A 15,956-nucleotide genomic window follows, 5' to 3' on the forward strand; every position below is an offset into this window, starting at 1 on the left:
CTGCGGCAAGGAGATGCACTTCAAGGCGACGGTGCGGATTCCGCCTTGTCCCCAGTGCCACAAGACGGTATTTCGTAAATCTTACTGATATTGGTGCCGAAGCAATGCCAGCAACAAAGGCCGCCCCGAAGGGGGCGGCCTTTGTCGTTGGACAGTCATTTAAACAACAGCAACCAAACCGTTTTTTGCTGGTTCAGCTACGAAAACGGTGACGTCATCCCTTATTGCAGCGGGGTGATTGGCGGCAGTACAAAAGTTGTCGGTCTCTCCTTCTTGTAGCCATCGCTCAAGGTCATCAGAAAGGCCACCAGGTCTGCCTCTTCCTGGGGGGTTAATCCCAGGTTGCCGAGTTCATCACGGTTTACATTGTCAGTCACTTCCGGTGCGGGCCAGCTGCCATCGCCGGCCGTGTTGTAAAAATGAACGATGTCGGCGAGGGTTGCGAAGAAGCCATTGTGGCCATAGGGCGGAGTGAAGGCGATGTTGCGCAAGGTTGATACGCGGAACTTGCCTTTTTCGGTGATGAACCGCTCCCCGAGGCCGTAATCAATCGCCAAACCAGCAATCATTGGATTTTCGCTTTTGGGGATTCCCAGGTTGTCATAGGTGAAATCAGTAAACAGAGGGGGAACGATGCTGCCGCGAACCACCTCTGCTGCGCTGGGGTGGCACTCGGAGCAAAGCGCCTTGCCTTCGAATAGGGCCAGGCCATTTTGTTCCTGGGCATTAAGCTTTGCCTTTCCGGCCAGGTAATAATCATATTTGGAGGTGAATTCCGTAAACCGGTTTGTTTGTTCAAAGGCGGCAATCGCCTGAGCCATTTTGTCATAGGCATTCATGACTTGGACATCGTCGGCCAAATTCAGGGTTTGCAGATCGATGCCGTAAGCCGAGGAGAAAAGCTTGAGGTAGGATTTGTAGTTTTTGTTGCGGGGATCGGCAATCGCTGCGATGACCGCCGCTTCATCTTTCATGGCCATTTCCACCGGATTCAGAAAAGGCCCCTTGGCCTGATCCTTCAAGGTGTTGGCGCGGCCGTCCCAGAACTGTCCGCCAGCATAGAGTTTTTCCCCTTCGTCTTCGATTAATCCAAAGGTGGGGATAAAGGCTGCATAGGATGCGGTCGGAGCGTTCCTTCCCCCGTTCAAAGTCGTATCCGACCCCAGAGAGACAACATTGTTCCAGGGGTCTTGAGCATTCAGCGGATCGGCAAAGGCGGCCTTTTGGTGGTGGCAACTGGCGCAAGATTGATTCTGCTGGAGGGAAAGATAGGTGTCAAAATACAGAAGTTGACCGAGCTGTGATTCAGCGGTCCCGGCCATGGCGGTCGCGGCAAAGACAGTTGCAAAGAGGCACAAAAAGGTCAGCATTAGTCTAATCTTGTTCATTTTAGTCTCCTTTGGTTGGGGGATATGCTGAACGCTATCATGGCTTAATGCCTGCGCAACCGGTTGCAGAAATTAAATACACATATTCCGCGGGGAAATTAAAGGCCCCCTGGTGAAGGATGCGTTCAGGAGCGGGTTGCAAAACCGTGATTTTGTGCATCGTTCCAAGGGGTGTGGAACAGTTTTATGATCCTGCTTTGCCGGCTGAGGATGGACGCGAAAATTCAGACCAGCGGGGCCAGGTTGCCCAGGTCGACATGGGGCAGGTTGCTGAGTGGGCCGAGGACGGCGAGAAGTGTGTCATGGTCGGGGTGGGTCGGCAGATGTACGGCGCGGCGCAGGAACTCTCCGCGGCTGAAGGTGCCCCAGTTGACCAGCTGGCTGAGGTAGACGGAGGCACCGTAGCGGCGGGCCCGTTCGACGAAGGCCGGCAGTTCGCGGAAATTGTTGTGCTGAACCACGCAGCTCAGCTTCAGTTCGATGGGCAGGGTGCGGATGAAGTCGAGGTTGGCCAACAGCCGGTCGAAATCGCCGCCGCGGTTTTTCGCGTAGGTTGCGGCGCTGGCGGCGTCGACGGAGATCTCCGCCGAGCGCACCAGCGGGTGCAAGCCGGGGAAGCGGTTCCAGGTCGGCTCGTCCCACAGTTGGCCGTTGGTGTGCAGGTCGACCCGCCGCAGCTTCGGCCAGCTGTCAGGGGTGATCCCCTGCAGCAGGCTGCGGTAGCTCGGGCTGCCGAAGGGGTCGCCGAAGCCGCTGACAATCAGCCTTTCGGCGTGGGGCGGGGCCTGCTCGACCAGGCGCGCAGCCAGGGTTTGCGCCCGCTCTTTTGCGGCGCCGCTGGCAACGGCCACCTCACTGCGGCAGCTCGGACAGGCCAGGTTGCAGCTCAGGTCAAAGCAGAGATTGACGGTTTTCGGGCCGTAGGGGAGGGTACTCCGATTCTTTCGCAGCGCTTCGCCAACCTCTTTATCGGCCACCGCGGCGATCGGCATCACCGGCGCGGCGAGGGTGGCCAGGCGCGGGCAGCGTTTGCGGTTACAGCTGTGAAAGGTGCCGTTGAGGACGTTGCTGCGCAGGCCCCGTGCCACGGGTCCGTTCCAGATCTCCATCAGCGGCTGTTCGAGGAGGTTCCCGATGGGGGTCTTCAGCCATGCCGGGCAGCAGCTGAAGACTTTCCCATCGGGATGGATTTCACACCACTCGAAGGGGTGGGTGCAGATCAGGGCTTCGGTGGTCATCCGGTTCGCGTCAATCGGCTTTCAAAGTGGTGTAAAGGATCGACTCGCCGCGCTTGACCAGCAGGCGCAGCACATCATCCTTTTTGACCTTGGCTACCGCGGTACGGAAGGCCTCGATATTGCCGGTGCTCTTGCCGTTGACCTCGAGGATCAGGTCGCCGCGGCGCAGGTTGCTGTCGGCGGCCGAGCTGTTGGGATCGATGCCGGTGATCAGCACGCCTTCGCTCCCTTCCAGGCCGTAGCGCTGGGCCAGTTCCGGGGTGATGTTGGTCAGGGCCAGTCCGAGCTGCCCTTTTTCACTGGCGGCGCTTTCGCTGGCTGCGGGTTTGCCGTCATCCAGTCTGGCGATCTTGACCTTGAGGGTCTTGTTCTTGCCCTCGCGCAGAATGCCGAGGTCGACCTGTTTGTCGATCGGGGTGGCCGCCACCAGGCGCGGCAGGTCCTTGGTCTCATTGACCTCGTTCCCCTCATAGGTGAGGATGATGTCGCCGCGTTTGACCCCGGCCTTGTCGGCAGGCGAGTCCGGCACCACTTCGGCGACCAGCGCGCCCTTGGTTTCTTTGAGCTTGAACGATTGGGCCAGCTCGTCGGTCATCGGCTGCACGGTGACTCCCAGCCAGCCGCGGGTGACGTGGCCGGTCTCTTTCAGCTGGCTGATGATGTTCTTGGCGGCGTTGACCGGGGTGGCGAACCCGATCCCCTGGCCGCCGGCGACGATCGCGGTGTTGATGCCGACCACCCGTCCGTCGGTGTCAAAGAGCGGTCCGCCCGAGTTGCCGGGATTGATCGAAGCGTCGGTCTGGATGAAGTCGTCGTAGGGGCCGGCGCCGATCACCCTCCCCTTGGCCGAGACGATGCCGGCGGTGACGGTCTGCTCGAGGCCGAAGGGGTTTCCGATCGCCATCACCCACTGGCCGACCTCGAGGGTGTCACTGTCGCCGAGTACGGCGACCGGCAGGTCTTCGCCGGTGTCGATTTTAAGGAGCGCCAGGTCGAGCTTTTCATCCTGTCCCTTGATCATGGCGTCGAAGGTGCGGCCGTCGGCCAGCTTGACGGTGACCACGTCGGCGCCGTCGACCACGTGGTCGTTGGTCAGGATGTAGCCGTCCTTGGAGATGATGAAGCCCGAGCCGAGGGCCTGCTGCTTGCGCGGCGCCTGGGGCTGGTTCTGCATAAAGTGGTCAAAGAATTCGTCGAAAAAATCGTTGTACGGTGATTGCGGCCTGCCGGGGAAGGCGGGGCGGCGCTGCTTGACTTTTTTGGCGGTGCTGATGTTGACCACCGCCGGTTTGAGCTGCTTGGACAGGGCGACAAAATCGGGCAGGGTCGCGGCCGTGCCGGCCAGCGGCAGAGCCAGCAGCAGGGCCAGCAGCAGAAAGATCGATTGGGTCAGGCGTCGTTTCATGGGTTCCTCCGTTGTGCGTGGTTGGATGTGGATGATGACATCATAAAGTGTTCGTTTCAACAGAGGCACAGAGCCTCAGAGATTGTTTTTGGTGAAAACAAGGGAACATAGTTTCCAGAGCCGCAAGCCGCTTTCACCCATTCCGGGGTTTTAACAGAAACTCTCTGTGCTCCCGTGGCAAAATCTTCCGTCTTCCGTCTTCCGTCTTCCGTCTTTACCCGTTTTGTTCCGCAAAGTTCATGGTCACCCGCAGGCCCGGCGCATTGTCTTCGAGCTGGATGCGGGCGTTATGCAGGTTGGCCACTGCGGCGACCAGGCTGAGGCCGAGGCCGTTACCGGGGGTGGACCGGCACGATTCGAGTCGGTAGAAGCGCTGGAACACCTTGTCCCTGGCGTCTGCCGGTATCCCCGGACCGTTGTCGGCTACCGAGATCTGCACCCCCGCCCGCCCGACCTGGATCCGGCCGTTTTGCGGGGTGTACTTGATGGCGTTGTCGAGCAGGTTGGCGAAGGCCTGAAACAGCAGGTCACGGTCGCCGCGGATCGGCTCGCCGCCGGCCAGGTCCAGCTCAATGTGCTGACCCTTCTCTTCAGCCAGCGGTTCGTAGAGTTCGGTGACGTCCTGCAGCAGGTCGGTCAGGTCGATCTCCGTGAATCCCGCCCGCCGGCTGCCCGACTCGATCTGGCTGATCCGCAGCAGCGCCTTGAAGGTCGCCAGCAGACCGTCTGCTTCGGCGGCGGCCTGGTCGAGCAGCTCGCGCGGGCCCTCTTCGGTCACCTGCTTGCGCAGCGTTTCGAGCCGGTTGCGAAGCCTGGCCAGCGGGGTGCGCAGATCGTGGGCGATGTTGTCTGAAACCTGGCGCACACCGGCCATCAGGCCCTCGATCTGGTCGAGCATGTTGTTGAGGTTGCCGGCCAGCTGGTCGAAGTCGTCATCCGCGCTGCGTACCGGAATGCGCCGGGAGAGGTCGCCATAGATGATCTCGCGGCAGGTGTCGTTGATGCTCTCGATGCGGCGCAGGAACCGCCGGCTGAGCATGGTGCCGCCGAGCAGCGCCAGGACCACGGTGATGGCCAGCCCCCAGGCCAGGGTCGAGACGATCAGCTGCTGGATCTTTTCCAGCTCGTGTACGTCCCGCCCGACCAGCAGGTGAAAGCCGCCCCGCAGGTTGAAGAGCCTGGCCCTGGCCGGGTGGTCTTTGCCGGTCGGGTGGTTTTCGTCTTCGAGGCGGAAGCTCAGCCAGCCGGTTTTCGGTTCAATCCCTTTCGGCCAGCGGTTGAGGTTGCCGAGCAGCGGCTTGAAGTTGCGGTCGGCCAGCAGGTAGAGGACCGGGCTGCCCGGTTCCCGGGCCATCCGCTCGGAAATCAGCGCGGTCAGTCCCGGCAAGCCGGTGCTGTCGTAGCGCTCGGCCAGCCCGACCACTTCGGCTTCGATGGTGGCGTCAGTCTGGCGCACCATGTAGCCGGCGGTCGACCAGTAGATGAAGCCGAGCAGCAGCAGCACCGAGGTGCTGAACAGGGCCATGTAGAGAAGCGCCAGGCGGAAGGTTGAGCTGTGGAAGAGCCTAGGCGTCTGCACGAATCACGTATCCCGCGCCGCGCACCGTGTGCAGCAGCGGCCGTTCGAAATCCTTGTCGATTTTGCTCCGCAGGCGGCTGATGTGCACGTCGATGACGTTGGTCTGCGGGTCGAAGTTGTAGTCCCAGACGTTTTCCAGCAGCATGGTGCGGGTTACTACCTGGCCGCTGTGGCGCAGCAGGTATTCGAGCAGGCGAAACTCCCGCGGCTGCAGATCGATCGGGCGGCCGGCGCGGCGCACCACCCGGGTCAGCAGGTCCATTTCCAGGTCGCCGACCTTGAGGGCGGTCTGTGCGGCGATGTCGCTGTCGCTGCGGCGCAGCAGGGCATCGAGGCGGGCCAGCAGTTCGGTAAAGGCAAAGGGCTTGACCAGGTAGTCGTCGCCGCCGGCGCGCAGCCCCTCGACCCGGTCGTCAACCTCGCCGAGAGCGCTCAGAATCAGCGCCGGGGTCTTCTTGCCGGCCGCCCGCAGCGAACGGATCAGGGCCAGACCGTCGAGCCCCGGCAGCATGCGGTCGACCACCATGGCCTCGAAATCCTCCTCAAGGGCCAAGTACAGCCCTTCCTTGCCGTTGGCCGCCCGCTGCACCAGGTGCCCGCTCTCGCTGAGCCCCTTGGCCAGGTAGGCCGCCGTATCGGCGTCGTCTTCGATAATCAGAATGCGCATCCGCTCCCCTCTCCAGATAAAGCCAGCAGTGGTTATTGTAGCCGCAAGGGGGGCTTCGGGCAATGCCGATGATCCGTTTCGATGCCGACGATGAACCCTTCGCTGCCCAGGTAGCGGGCCAGCGCCAGCGTGGTCTGCAGCCCGTCCGCTGTGTCGTTTTTCAGATGGGCGTAGATGTCGGCCCCGAGTTCCTGCTGAAGCCGGTGGGCCCAGACCGCCATTTCGGGCCATTTGGCCAGAACCGTGTGGCGGCTGACCTGGCCGTCGATCAGCAGGGTTGCAAAATATTGCCGGGCGGCGACGCGGATAATGATTTCAGTTGCATTCATCGGGGCTTCCTCGCTCAGGTCGTCGGGTTGATAAGGAAATGGTCGGTCAGCAGCTGGCCGCCGGTAATGATCTCGGTTTCGACCCGGCAGAGCTCCGCCGCGTGGGGGCCGGTGTCGACCCGGTAGCCATTGTTCTCGACCCTGGCCCTGGTCAGCCGGTGCCGGCCCTGACGGTCGATCAGCGTGACCACCACCTGGGCATTTTTCACCAGGGAGCCGTCGGGGTGCCTGACGGCCAAATTAAGGGATGTTTCGTTCGTGCCAGCCAGGGCATAGCTGAGCCGGTAGCCCTCGCTGGTCGAGGCGTGAATCTCGCGGCTGTCGTCGTCCGCCATGCGGGCGGGCATGGCATCGGCCGTCAGCGCCATGCTGGCGACATAGGCGATGCAAAGGATGATTCTGCTTATCTGCATGATCGATTCTCCCGTCTGTAAATGGGTGAACGATGCAAGGTTACCGCATCATTGACGATCATTATACGCAGGGCAGGTTACCGAGCGGTTGCCGGAAAATTACATTTTGGAAAGGTTTGGGGAGGGAAAGACGGAAGGCGGAAGGCGGTGACTTCTGCTGGCTTTGCCCGAAGCGGGGAATGAAGGCTAGGTCTCGGTCTTGGCCTGCCGTTTCGCCAGCGAGCGCAGGTAGCGCTCTTTCAGCTTGCGGTTGTTGGCAAGCACCTCGGCATCGTCGTCGCACCAGGGGGGGAGGTCGTCGTAGTCGGGGACCCCGTCGTCGATCAGGTAGCGGGCGTCGGGATTATTCGGGTAGCCGGTCGGCACGCCCCCCGCGCAGATGATGCGCAGGGGGGTGTCGCCGTCGTTCTTCAGGGCTCGTTTGGAGGCCGGGGCGACCCGCACCATGTCGCCGGCGGCCAGCGGGATCATTGCCTCGTCGACCAGCAGCCGCCCGCTCCCCTCCAGCACCATGTAGACTTCTTCCTGTTCCCGATGGTGATGGGTGAAGGTGTAGCCCTGCTGCGGAGGGAGGTTGATCAGCCCCAGCGCCACCCCCGAGAGTTCGAGCAGGCGCCGGGGCGAGGTCAGCGGCGGCAGCTCATCCCAGTCGAAATGAGCCTTGCTGTAGCCTTTGCCGGACATCGATCAGATGTCGGCGATTTTCAGGACGATTTTGCCGAAATGCTTGTCTTCTTCCATCATCCGGTGCGCCGCGACGACTTCGTCGATGGGGAAGACTTTTTCGATGATCGGTACGATGGTGCGATCGGCGAACTTGGGCAGCGCCCGCTTGGTGAATTCGGCGATGATGTCGCCCTTTTCCGAAACCGGCCGGCTGCGCAGCACCGAGCCGATGATCTGCTGGCGCTTGACCATCATCAGGGCCAGGTTGAGTTCGGCCTTGATGCCGGAGATGATGCCGATGATCACCAGCTTGCCCTTGTAGGCCAGCGAGTTCATGTTGGGGGCCAGGTACTTGGCGCCGACGTGGTCGAGGATAACGTCGACCCCCTTCTTGCCGGTGAATTCCTTGATGGCATCGGCAAAATCCGGGGTGGTGGTGTAGTCGATCACCAGGTCGGCGCCGAGCTGCTTGACCCGGTCGATCTTGCTCGGGTGGGCGGTGACCACCTTCTTGACCTTGGGGGTCAGGGCGTTGGCCAGCTGCAGCGCCGCGGTGTTGACCCCGCCGCCGCCGCCGTGGAAGATGGCGGTCTGGCCGTCCTGCAGATCGCCGATCATGAAGACGTTGAGAAAGGCGGTGATGTACGATTCGCAGACGCAGGCGGCCTCTTCGAAGCTCATCGATGCCGGAATCGCCATCAGGTGGTTGCCGTAGGCCACGGCGTATTCGGCGTAGCCGCCGCCGCCAACCAGTCCCATGACCCGGTCGCCGGCCTTCCAGCCGGTCACCGCCGAGCCGACCTCTTCGACAACGCCGGAAACCTCCAGCCCGAGGATTTCAGAATCGCCGGGCGGCGGCGGGTATTTCCCTTCGCGCTGTACCAGGTCGGGGCGGTTGATCGACGTCGCCGCCACCTTGATCAATACCTCGTTATCCTTCGGCGAAGGCTTGGGTACTTCATCGACCCGCATGACCTCGACGCCGCCAAATCCATCCATGACTACTGCTTTCATAAGCTCTCTCCTTTGAATAATCCAGCAGAAATTTCTGCCGACAATATACTGATTGAATAAATTAAAACAACGTATCGATTATAGGGAATCCGGGTCAGGTTGCAAGGGGAAAGAGGGGGCGGAGGGTTCTCGTACGTCTGACCGGTTTTGATATTTGCAGAAATGCTGTTTTTGTAAAAACTCTCTTGACAAGTGCGAAGCTTGTAGTTTATTTTGCTGTAACGATAATTTTGCATATTGGAGCTGCCCTGGTGAAGGTAGAGCTGAAAGAAATTGCCGCGGTCCAAATGGGCTACTCATTCAGAGCGCGGCTCGAACAACTGGAGACCGGTGGCGTTGCGGTGATCCAAATGAAAGATCTGACCGACCGCAATCGGGTGGCCTGCCTGGAGCTGGCGAGGGTTGATCTGCCGAATCTCAAAGAGAACCATCTGGTGCAGTCGGGAGATCTGGTTTTTCGTTCGCGCGGTCTATCGCCAACCTCGGCTCTGCTGACGGAAGATCCGGGGCCGGCGGTTGTCGCCGCACCGCTGCTGCGGATCAGGGCCGATCGTAAGACTGTGCTGCCAGAGTACCTCAACTGGTTTATTAATCAGCCGCCGGCCCAGGCCTTTTTTACCAGTCGGGCCAAAGGAACAGCCCAACAGATGATCAGCAAGCAAGCCCTGGATGAGTTGGAGGTTTACCTCCCCTCGCTGGCGCTCCAGCGGCAGATTGTCGAGCTGACCGTTCTCGCCGAGATCGAGCAGGAGTTGCTGCAAAAACTTGCCGACAAACGCCATCACTATTTATCGGCCACCTTGATGAAGCTGGCCCTGGGAGAATAACCATGAGTCCGAAGATTGCGCAGAAAGACATCAACAACGCCGCCTGGGCCGCTTGCGACACCTTCCGGGGGGTGGTCGACCCGGCCCAGTACAAAGATTACATCCTGGCGATGCTGTTCGTGAAGTACATCTCCGATGTCTGGAACGATCATTATCAGGCCTACCGCAAGCAGTATGGCGACGACGATGCACGCATCCGCCGCAAGCTTGACCGCGAGCGCTTCGTGCTGCCGCTGGCGGAGCTCAAGGATCATGAGACCGGCGCGGTAGTGGACAGCTTTCAGGCCGATTTCTACAGCCTCTACGAGCGGCGGGGGGCGGCCAATATCGGCGAGCTGATCAACGTTGTGCTCGATGCCATTGAAGAGGCGAACAAGGCCAAACTCGAAGGGGTGTTCCGCAATATCGATTTCAACAGCGAGAACCTGGGCAAGGCCAAGGAGCGCAACCGCCGGCTCAAGATGCTGCTGGAAGATTTCAACAAACCGCAGCTCGACATGCGCCCCAGTCGCGTTTCCGAGGATGTTATCGGTAATACCTACATTTATCTGATCGAACGCTTCGCTGCCGACGCCGGCAAGAAGGCCGGCGAGTTCTACACACCGCACAAGGTCTCCGAGCTGGTTGCCAAGCTGGCCGCGCCCGTTCCCGGCGATCGCATCTGCGATCCGGCCTGCGGTTCCGGCGGTCTGCTGATCGAGGCGGCCCGCGAGGTCGGTGACCGCAACTTCGCCTTGTTCGGCATGGAGTCGAACGGCAGCACCTGGGCTCTGGCGCGGATGAACATGTTCCTGCACGGCGCCGACAGCGCCCGCATCGAGTGGTGCGACACCCTCACCAGCCCGGCCCTGGTCGAGAATGACCGGCTGATGAAATTCAACGTGGTGGTCGCCAACCCGCCCTTCTCCCTCGACAAGTGGGGGGCCGACGAGGCGGCGAGTGACCGTTTCAATCGCTTCTGGCGCGGGGTGCCGCCCAAGAGCAAGGGCGACTGGGCCTTTATCAGCCACATGATCGAGGCGTCAATGGAGAAGGAGGGCCGGGTCGCGGTCGTCGTCCCCCACGGTGTGCTGTTTCGCGGCGGCGCCGAAGGGCGCATCCGCCAGAAGATGATCGAAGAGAACCTGCTCGATACGGTGGTCGGCCTGCCGGGAAATCTGTTTCCGACCACCTCGATCCCGGTGGCGATCCTGCTTTTCGACCGCAGCCGCGAAAAGGGCGGCGCCAACCACGGCTGCAAAAATGTGCTGTTCGTCGACGCCAGCCGCGACTTTCTCCCCGGCAAGAACCAGAACAACCTCTCCGACGAGCACATCGCCAAGATCCTGCAGACCGTCGAGGGTTGGAAGGATATTGACAAGTACGCTCATCTCGCTGAATTCAAGGAGATCAAGGAGAACGACTTCAACCTCAACATTCCCCGTTATGTCGATACCTTTGAAGAAGAGGAAGAGATCGACATCGACGCTGTGCAACTAGAGATCGAGCAGTTGGAGAAGGAGCTGGTCGAGGTGCGGGAAAAGATGGTGGCGATGCTGAAGGAAGTGGTGAGGTGAGGTCATGAATAAAGAATTGATGGACCGGCTGCATACCCAATTCGATGGCATTTCTCATGTCTGGCCCGACTCCGCGGTCGAGTTCTGGTATGCCCGCGATTTACAGGGCGTTCTCGGGTATGACCGTTGGGAGAACTTTAAGAAGGTTATCGATAAAGCGGTCATCTCCTGCGAATCAACCGGAGTTAATGTCTCCGACCATTTTCGTGACGTCACGAAAATGGTCCCAATCGGTTCGGGCGCTGAAAGACCCGTCGAAGATATCATGTTGACCCGTTATGCCTGCTACCTGATTGCCCAAAATGGCGACCCGCGTAAAGATCAGATTGCCTTTGCCCAAAGCTATTTTGCGATTCAAACCCGCAAGCAGGAGATCATCGAAGAGCGTATTCAACTGCAAGAGCGGCTGCAAGCACGGCAGAAGTTACGTGAATCCGAAACGGAACTGTCGAAGAACATCTATGAACGGGGTGTTGACGAACAAGGCTTCGGGCGCATTCGCTCCAAAGGCGATCATGCCCTTTTTGGCGGAAATAACACCTTGTCAATGAAAGGCCAACTTGGCGTTCCGGGCAATCGTCCGCTGGCCGATTTCTTACCGACCGTAACTATTGCCGCGAAAAACCTCGCCACGGAAATCACCAATCACAATGTGCGGCAACATGACATGCAAGGCGAAGGCTCTATCACTGACGAGCATGTGCAGAATAACCGTAGTCTGCGCAACATGTTGGTGGAGCGCGGTATTAAGCCGGAGGTGCTGCCGGCGGAAGAGGATTTGAGGAAGCTGGAGCGCCGGGTGAAATCGGATGAAAAGCGGCTGATCAAGGGGACGGAGCTGCCGAAGAAGCTGGAGGGTGGGGAATGACTTGGCCAAGAGTAAAACTAAAAACATTACTGACCCAGCCAGTTCAGAACGGATATTCACCCATTTGTCCTGATGCCCCAAATGGAAAATGGATTCTTGCTCTCGGAGCACTAAATGGATCAGGTTTTGATGCTACCCAAGTAAAACCTGCGCCGATTGGTGATAATCGTGTCGATAATTTTTTGCTGCAAACAGGAGATTTTCTGGTCAGTCGTTCGAACACGCTTAATAAAGTTGGTCGTGCGGCCGTATTCAAAGGTCAGATAGATAATTGCGCCTACCCTGATTTAATGATGCGTTTTCGAGTTGATGAATCGAGTATTAATCCAGAATTCCTTGATATGTATTTGAGAAGTTCTGAAGCGGTCCGCCATTTTCAGCGTGCTGCTTCTGGCACCAGTGAAACGATGGTCAAAATCAACAAGCGTGCAGTGGAAAACCTTTTGGTTCCTCAACCACCATTTGCTGAACAAGCCGCCATCGCCGACCTGCTTTCTACTTGGGATGTGGCAATCGAAAAGACCGAGCGGCTGATTGCAGCGAAGGAACGGCAAAAAAAATGCCTTATGCAGCAGTTGCTGACAGGTCATCAGCGACTGAACGGATTTAAAAAACCTTGGTCAGAATTCCCCCTCGGCGAACTTTTCCAGGAGCGCTCGGAAAGGGCCAGCGACCATCTCCCTTTGCTATCGATTACCAGCGGCGAGGGCATCATCCATCGCAATGAAGATCGGAAGGATACTTCCAACGAGGACAAATCTAACTATCTGAGAATCTGCCCTGGAGATATCGGTTACAACACTATGCGCATGTGGCAGGGGGTGTCCGCGCTTTCTTCTCTTGAGGGGATAGTTAGCCCGGCATATACCATTTGCACGCCGAAGAAGGAGAGCGACGGGGAGTTCATGGCTTATCTTTTCAAGCTCCCCCGTGTAATCAATCTCTTTTATCGGTACTCGCAAGGGCTGACATCTGACACCTGGAATTTGAAGTACAAGCACTTTAGGAAAATCAAAGTAGTGGTCCCTGAAATCGAAGAGCAGAAGGCAATCGCCAATATTCTAAAGGTTTGCGACGAACAAATCGACTTGCTGAAAAAGCAGGTCGAAGGTTATCGCAGGCAGAAGCGCGGTCTGATGCAGAAGTTGCTCACTGGTCAGTGGCGAGTGAAGGCCCGAAGGGAACAGCCGGCATGAGCAGAGGTGTCTTCAGAATTCTTTCAATAGATGGCGGAGGGATACGCGGAGCCTTTCCTGCACATATCCTTAGCTGCATCAAGCATCGACTCCAGATCAATATTGATGACCACTTTGACATGATCGCCGGCACAAGTACCGGCTCAATTGTCGCTGCTGCAGTTGCCTGCAAAATTGACCCTGAAGAAGTCGTCGAGCTGTACCGTGAACATGGGCCATCCATCTTTACACGAAAAAGATCTTTGCTGCCGGACAAGTATCAACCTGGTCGGGAAAGCATTTATAAAAATGAGAATCTGAAAAAAGTACTCGAAAAAAGATTTGGGTGCGTCAAGCTCGGCGAAATTACAAAACCTCTCTTGATCCCTGCAACCGACATTGGGAATGGTGGCGTCCATGTTTTTAAATCTGCATATCAAGAGGATTATCACAGGGACGGGAAAGTGCCTTTACATCAGGCGATTCTGGCATCCTGTTCGGCACCAACATACTTCAATCCAACCAAAGTCGACGAGTACCTGCTTGCTGATGGTGGGCTCTGGGCCAACAATCCATCACTTGCGGCAGTTATCGATGCACAACGTCGTCTGGGGATAGAACTGCCCAAAATCCGGATTCTGTCGCTGGGGACCGGACATGCAAAAACCTGCTATGGCGTAAAGGGTGATAGGGAATGGGGCTTGTTGAATGGTTGGAAAGGCACGGAGTTCATCAGTTTTTTGATGTCGCTTCAGGCGCAGACAACCAACAACTATTTGCAACTGATGTTGGGCAGTGACCAAATCCTGCGGCTCGACTTCGATTCGGATTGCCCACTTCCCTTGGACGACTGCTCAGCGCTTGATGATCTTGTTTCAAATGCAGACCGAATCTTTACCCACAACAGCTCGAAAATCAGAGAATTCTTGGCTTAGACAAGGAGGGTGTAACGATGACCAATGACCAGAAAAGAAGGCTCCTCGAAAAAATGACGGCACTGCTGGAACTTCCTGAAACCGCGTACGAGAGAGCCAAGGATCGTTATGACGACATCGGTGAGTGGTTTGGTCGGGATGACTCTACCTGCAAAGATTGCGACCCTCACATTTTCCCACAGGGATCCTTTCGTCTTGGCACGGCCATTCGACCCCTCTTGAAAGACGAACCATACGATCTGGACCTTGCCTGCAAATTACGGGAGGGTGTCACAAAAGAGTCGCATACTCAGAAATCGCTGAAGGATTTGATCGGCAACGAGCTTGAATTGTACCGCAGGGCCAGAGGAATCAGTGCACCCCTTGAACCGAAACACCGCTGCTGGCGACTGGAATACCAGGACCATCTCAACTTTCATATGGACATTGTCCCATGCATCCCTGCAGATGATACGCGAAGGGGCCTAATCTTTGAGTCCCTGAGGAAATCGTGGCAAGACGATGTTCTCGCCGACGCTGTTGCACATCTCACGGTGGCTATTACTGATGACCGTCACCCGGCATATCCAGAGATTTGCAACAATTGGAATATTAGCAACCCTGAAGGGTATGCGAAGTGGTTTGTGTCTCGGATGAACGAGAGTCTACGGACTATCGTTGAAAAAGCACAGGTCGACGAAATCCCTGTTTACAAAAGGAAAACGGTTCTTCAGCGTACCATTCAACTGCTAAAACGCCATCGTGATGCCATGTTCCAGGAAGATTCGGATGTAAAGCCTATATCCATAATTATCACAACACTGGCAGCGAAAGCCTATGAGGGTGAAACAGATCTGCTTTCTGCACTGGCCGGCATTCTTGAGCGAATGGAAAGTTTCGTAAACCCCACGACACCAAGGGTCCCTAACCCTGTCGACCCGGCTGAAGATTTTGCTGATCGATGGTCGATGCCAAAATACAAACCCCTTAATCTGGAAAAAAACTTCTGGGATTGGTTACGGCAGGCAAAAGCGGACTTTGGCATCTTGATGCAATCGGATGATACCGATTTTATTACTGAGCAGGCTGGTCAGAAGTTTCGAGTCAACATGGATGAGTCTGATCTTAGAAAAAGTCTGGGTTTGGCACCGGGCGCATCTATCTTTGTCCCGAAAGCCCATCCAATCGAGCTCACGCCTCCGAGGCCTTGGGAGCAGGGCTAAATAAGTGATGGTGCAAGATCGTTTCGACATTGCGAATTTTTTAAAAGATTATCCCGGCATGGTTACCAAGCCATGCCGGGATAATCGAATCCTGCTTCGCGGTACTTTTGCATTCTGTGCAACACCTGTTGCAGGCAACGAGATATGCGGTGCCTATGATCTCGAAATAGAAGTCCCAACTTCATTTCCACGAGCTGTTCCGAAGGTAAAGGAGTTGGGGCGTAAGATTCCACGGGATGGAAATCATCACATAAATCCAGATGACACACTCTGTCTCGGTTCACCCCTTCGACTATTAAAAGTGATCGGCGAATGTCCAACGTTGCCAGGTTTCGCCAATAAGTGCCTCGTGCCGTTTTTGTACGCAATAACAAAAAAACTGCAGGGGGGTGGCGAATTTGCTTTTAGCGAGTTGGCTCACGGCGAAAAGGGTGTCGTAGATGACTACATGGAACTCTTCAGTCTCAGATCCGCTGAAGAGGTCCGCAGAGTTCTTGAGTTGGCAGGCATGAAACGTCGAATTGCGAATAAGCGACCCTGCCCATGTCAGTGCGGGCGACGCTTAGGGTGTTGCAATCTACACAATAAAATAAATCAGTTTCGGGGGCTTGCTCCTAGGTCTTGGTTTAGAATCCACCGCAGAAATTTGGGCACTTGGACTTAGGTCCAGAATAGAGGCTGTAATATGACCGGC

16 protein-coding genes are annotated in these 15,956 nt (G+C 57.3%); 7 read left to right on the plus strand and 9 right to left on the minus strand.

The window, feature by feature from the left end:
* Nucleotides 1–13 precede the first annotated feature (13 nt).
* Nucleotides 14–88 (plus strand): hypothetical protein, encoded by a 75-nt coding sequence (locus ABYV89_RS06700; RefSeq protein ID WP_432822188.1) that lies wholly within the window; start codon nt 14–16, stop codon nt 86–88.
* Between the two features lie 133 nt (nt 89–221).
* Here the strand turns inward: ABYV89_RS06700 and ABYV89_RS06705 are convergent, their stop codons facing one another.
* From ABYV89_RS06705 to ABYV89_RS06745, 9 genes are all read right to left on the minus strand, one after another.
* Nucleotides 222–1,388, minus strand: coding sequence for a cytochrome-c peroxidase (locus tag ABYV89_RS06705; RefSeq protein WP_432822173.1), 1,167 nt, complete (start codon nt 1,386–1,388; stop codon nt 222–224).
* A gap of 224 nt (nt 1,389–1,612) precedes the next feature.
* A complete protein-coding gene (locus ABYV89_RS06710; RefSeq protein ID WP_432822174.1) occupies nt 1,613–2,626 on the minus strand; it encodes an SPASM domain-containing protein in 1,014 nt (337 codons plus the stop codon).
* A gap of 10 nt (nt 2,627–2,636) precedes the next feature.
* The gene (locus tag ABYV89_RS06715) at nt 2,637–4,031 is read right to left on the minus strand and encodes a DegQ family serine endoprotease (protein WP_432822175.1); all 1,395 of its coding nucleotides are present in this window, start codon (nt 4,029–4,031) and stop codon (nt 2,637–2,639) included.
* 214 nt (nt 4,032–4,245) lie between these two features.
* The gene (locus tag ABYV89_RS06720) at nt 4,246–5,610 is read right to left on the minus strand and encodes a sensor histidine kinase (RefSeq protein WP_432822176.1); all 1,365 of its coding nucleotides are present in this window, start codon (nt 5,608–5,610) and stop codon (nt 4,246–4,248) included.
* A complete protein-coding gene (locus ABYV89_RS06725; protein WP_432822177.1) occupies nt 5,597–6,277 on the minus strand; it encodes a winged helix-turn-helix domain-containing protein in 681 nt (226 codons plus the stop codon). The genes ABYV89_RS06720 and ABYV89_RS06725 overlap by 14 nt, the downstream gene beginning before the upstream one ends.
* 32 nt (nt 6,278–6,309) lie before the next feature.
* Complete coding sequence (locus ABYV89_RS06730) at nt 6,310–6,606, minus strand: hypothetical protein (RefSeq protein ID WP_432822178.1); 297 nt, start codon at nt 6,604–6,606, stop codon at nt 6,310–6,312.
* Between the two features lie 14 nt (nt 6,607–6,620).
* Nucleotides 6,621–7,019 carry a hypothetical protein gene (locus ABYV89_RS06735; protein WP_432822179.1) on the minus strand — a complete coding sequence of 133 codons (399 nt, stop codon included), beginning with the start codon at nt 7,017–7,019 and terminating at the stop codon, nt 6,621–6,623.
* A 186-nt stretch (nt 7,020–7,205) separates the two neighbouring features.
* The gene (locus ABYV89_RS06740) at nt 7,206–7,703 is read right to left on the minus strand and encodes a cupin domain-containing protein (protein WP_432822180.1); all 498 of its coding nucleotides are present in this window, start codon (nt 7,701–7,703) and stop codon (nt 7,206–7,208) included.
* 3 nt (nt 7,704–7,706) lie between these two features.
* Nucleotides 7,707–8,699, minus strand: a complete 993-nt coding sequence (locus ABYV89_RS06745) for an NAD(P)H-quinone oxidoreductase (protein ID WP_432822181.1) — start codon at nt 8,697–8,699, stop codon at nt 7,707–7,709.
* A gap of 185 nt (nt 8,700–8,884) precedes the next feature.
* On the opposite strand from ABYV89_RS06745, the gene ABYV89_RS06750 reads away from it, so the two are divergent.
* From ABYV89_RS06750 to ABYV89_RS06775, 6 genes are read left to right on the plus strand one after another with little or no spacing between them, the layout of a single operon-like run.
* Complete coding sequence (locus ABYV89_RS06750; RefSeq protein ID WP_432822182.1) at nt 8,885–9,526, plus strand: restriction endonuclease subunit S; 642 nt, start codon at nt 8,885–8,887, stop codon at nt 9,524–9,526.
* A 2-nt stretch (nt 9,527–9,528) separates the two neighbouring features.
* Nucleotides 9,529–11,082, plus strand: coding sequence for a type I restriction-modification system subunit M (locus ABYV89_RS06755; protein WP_432822183.1), 1,554 nt, complete (start codon nt 9,529–9,531; stop codon nt 11,080–11,082).
* A 4-nt stretch (nt 11,083–11,086) separates the two neighbouring features.
* Nucleotides 11,087–11,950: a DNA damage-inducible protein D gene (gene dinD, locus ABYV89_RS06760; RefSeq protein WP_432822184.1), complete on the plus strand. Its 864-nt coding sequence runs from the start codon at nt 11,087–11,089 to the stop codon at nt 11,948–11,950.
* Nucleotides 11,947–13,146, plus strand: a complete 1,200-nt coding sequence (locus tag ABYV89_RS06765) for a restriction endonuclease subunit S (RefSeq protein WP_432822185.1) — start codon at nt 11,947–11,949, stop codon at nt 13,144–13,146. The genes dinD and ABYV89_RS06765 overlap by 4 nt, the downstream gene beginning before the upstream one ends.
* Nucleotides 13,143–14,060, plus strand: a complete 918-nt coding sequence (locus tag ABYV89_RS06770; protein ID WP_432822186.1) for a CBASS cGAMP-activated phospholipase — start codon at nt 13,143–13,145, stop codon at nt 14,058–14,060. The genes ABYV89_RS06765 and ABYV89_RS06770 overlap by 4 nt, the downstream gene beginning before the upstream one ends.
* A 17-nt stretch (nt 14,061–14,077) precedes the next feature.
* Entirely contained in the window at nt 14,078–15,262 is a 1,185-nt protein-coding gene (locus ABYV89_RS06775; RefSeq protein WP_432822187.1) for a nucleotidyltransferase domain-containing protein, read from the plus strand.
* Nucleotides 15,263–15,956 lie beyond the last annotated feature (694 nt).

This window comes from Trichloromonas sp. (genome assembly GCF_041583255.1).
Classification (GTDB): Bacteria; Desulfobacterota; Desulfuromonadia; order Desulfuromonadales; family Trichloromonadaceae; genus Trichloromonas.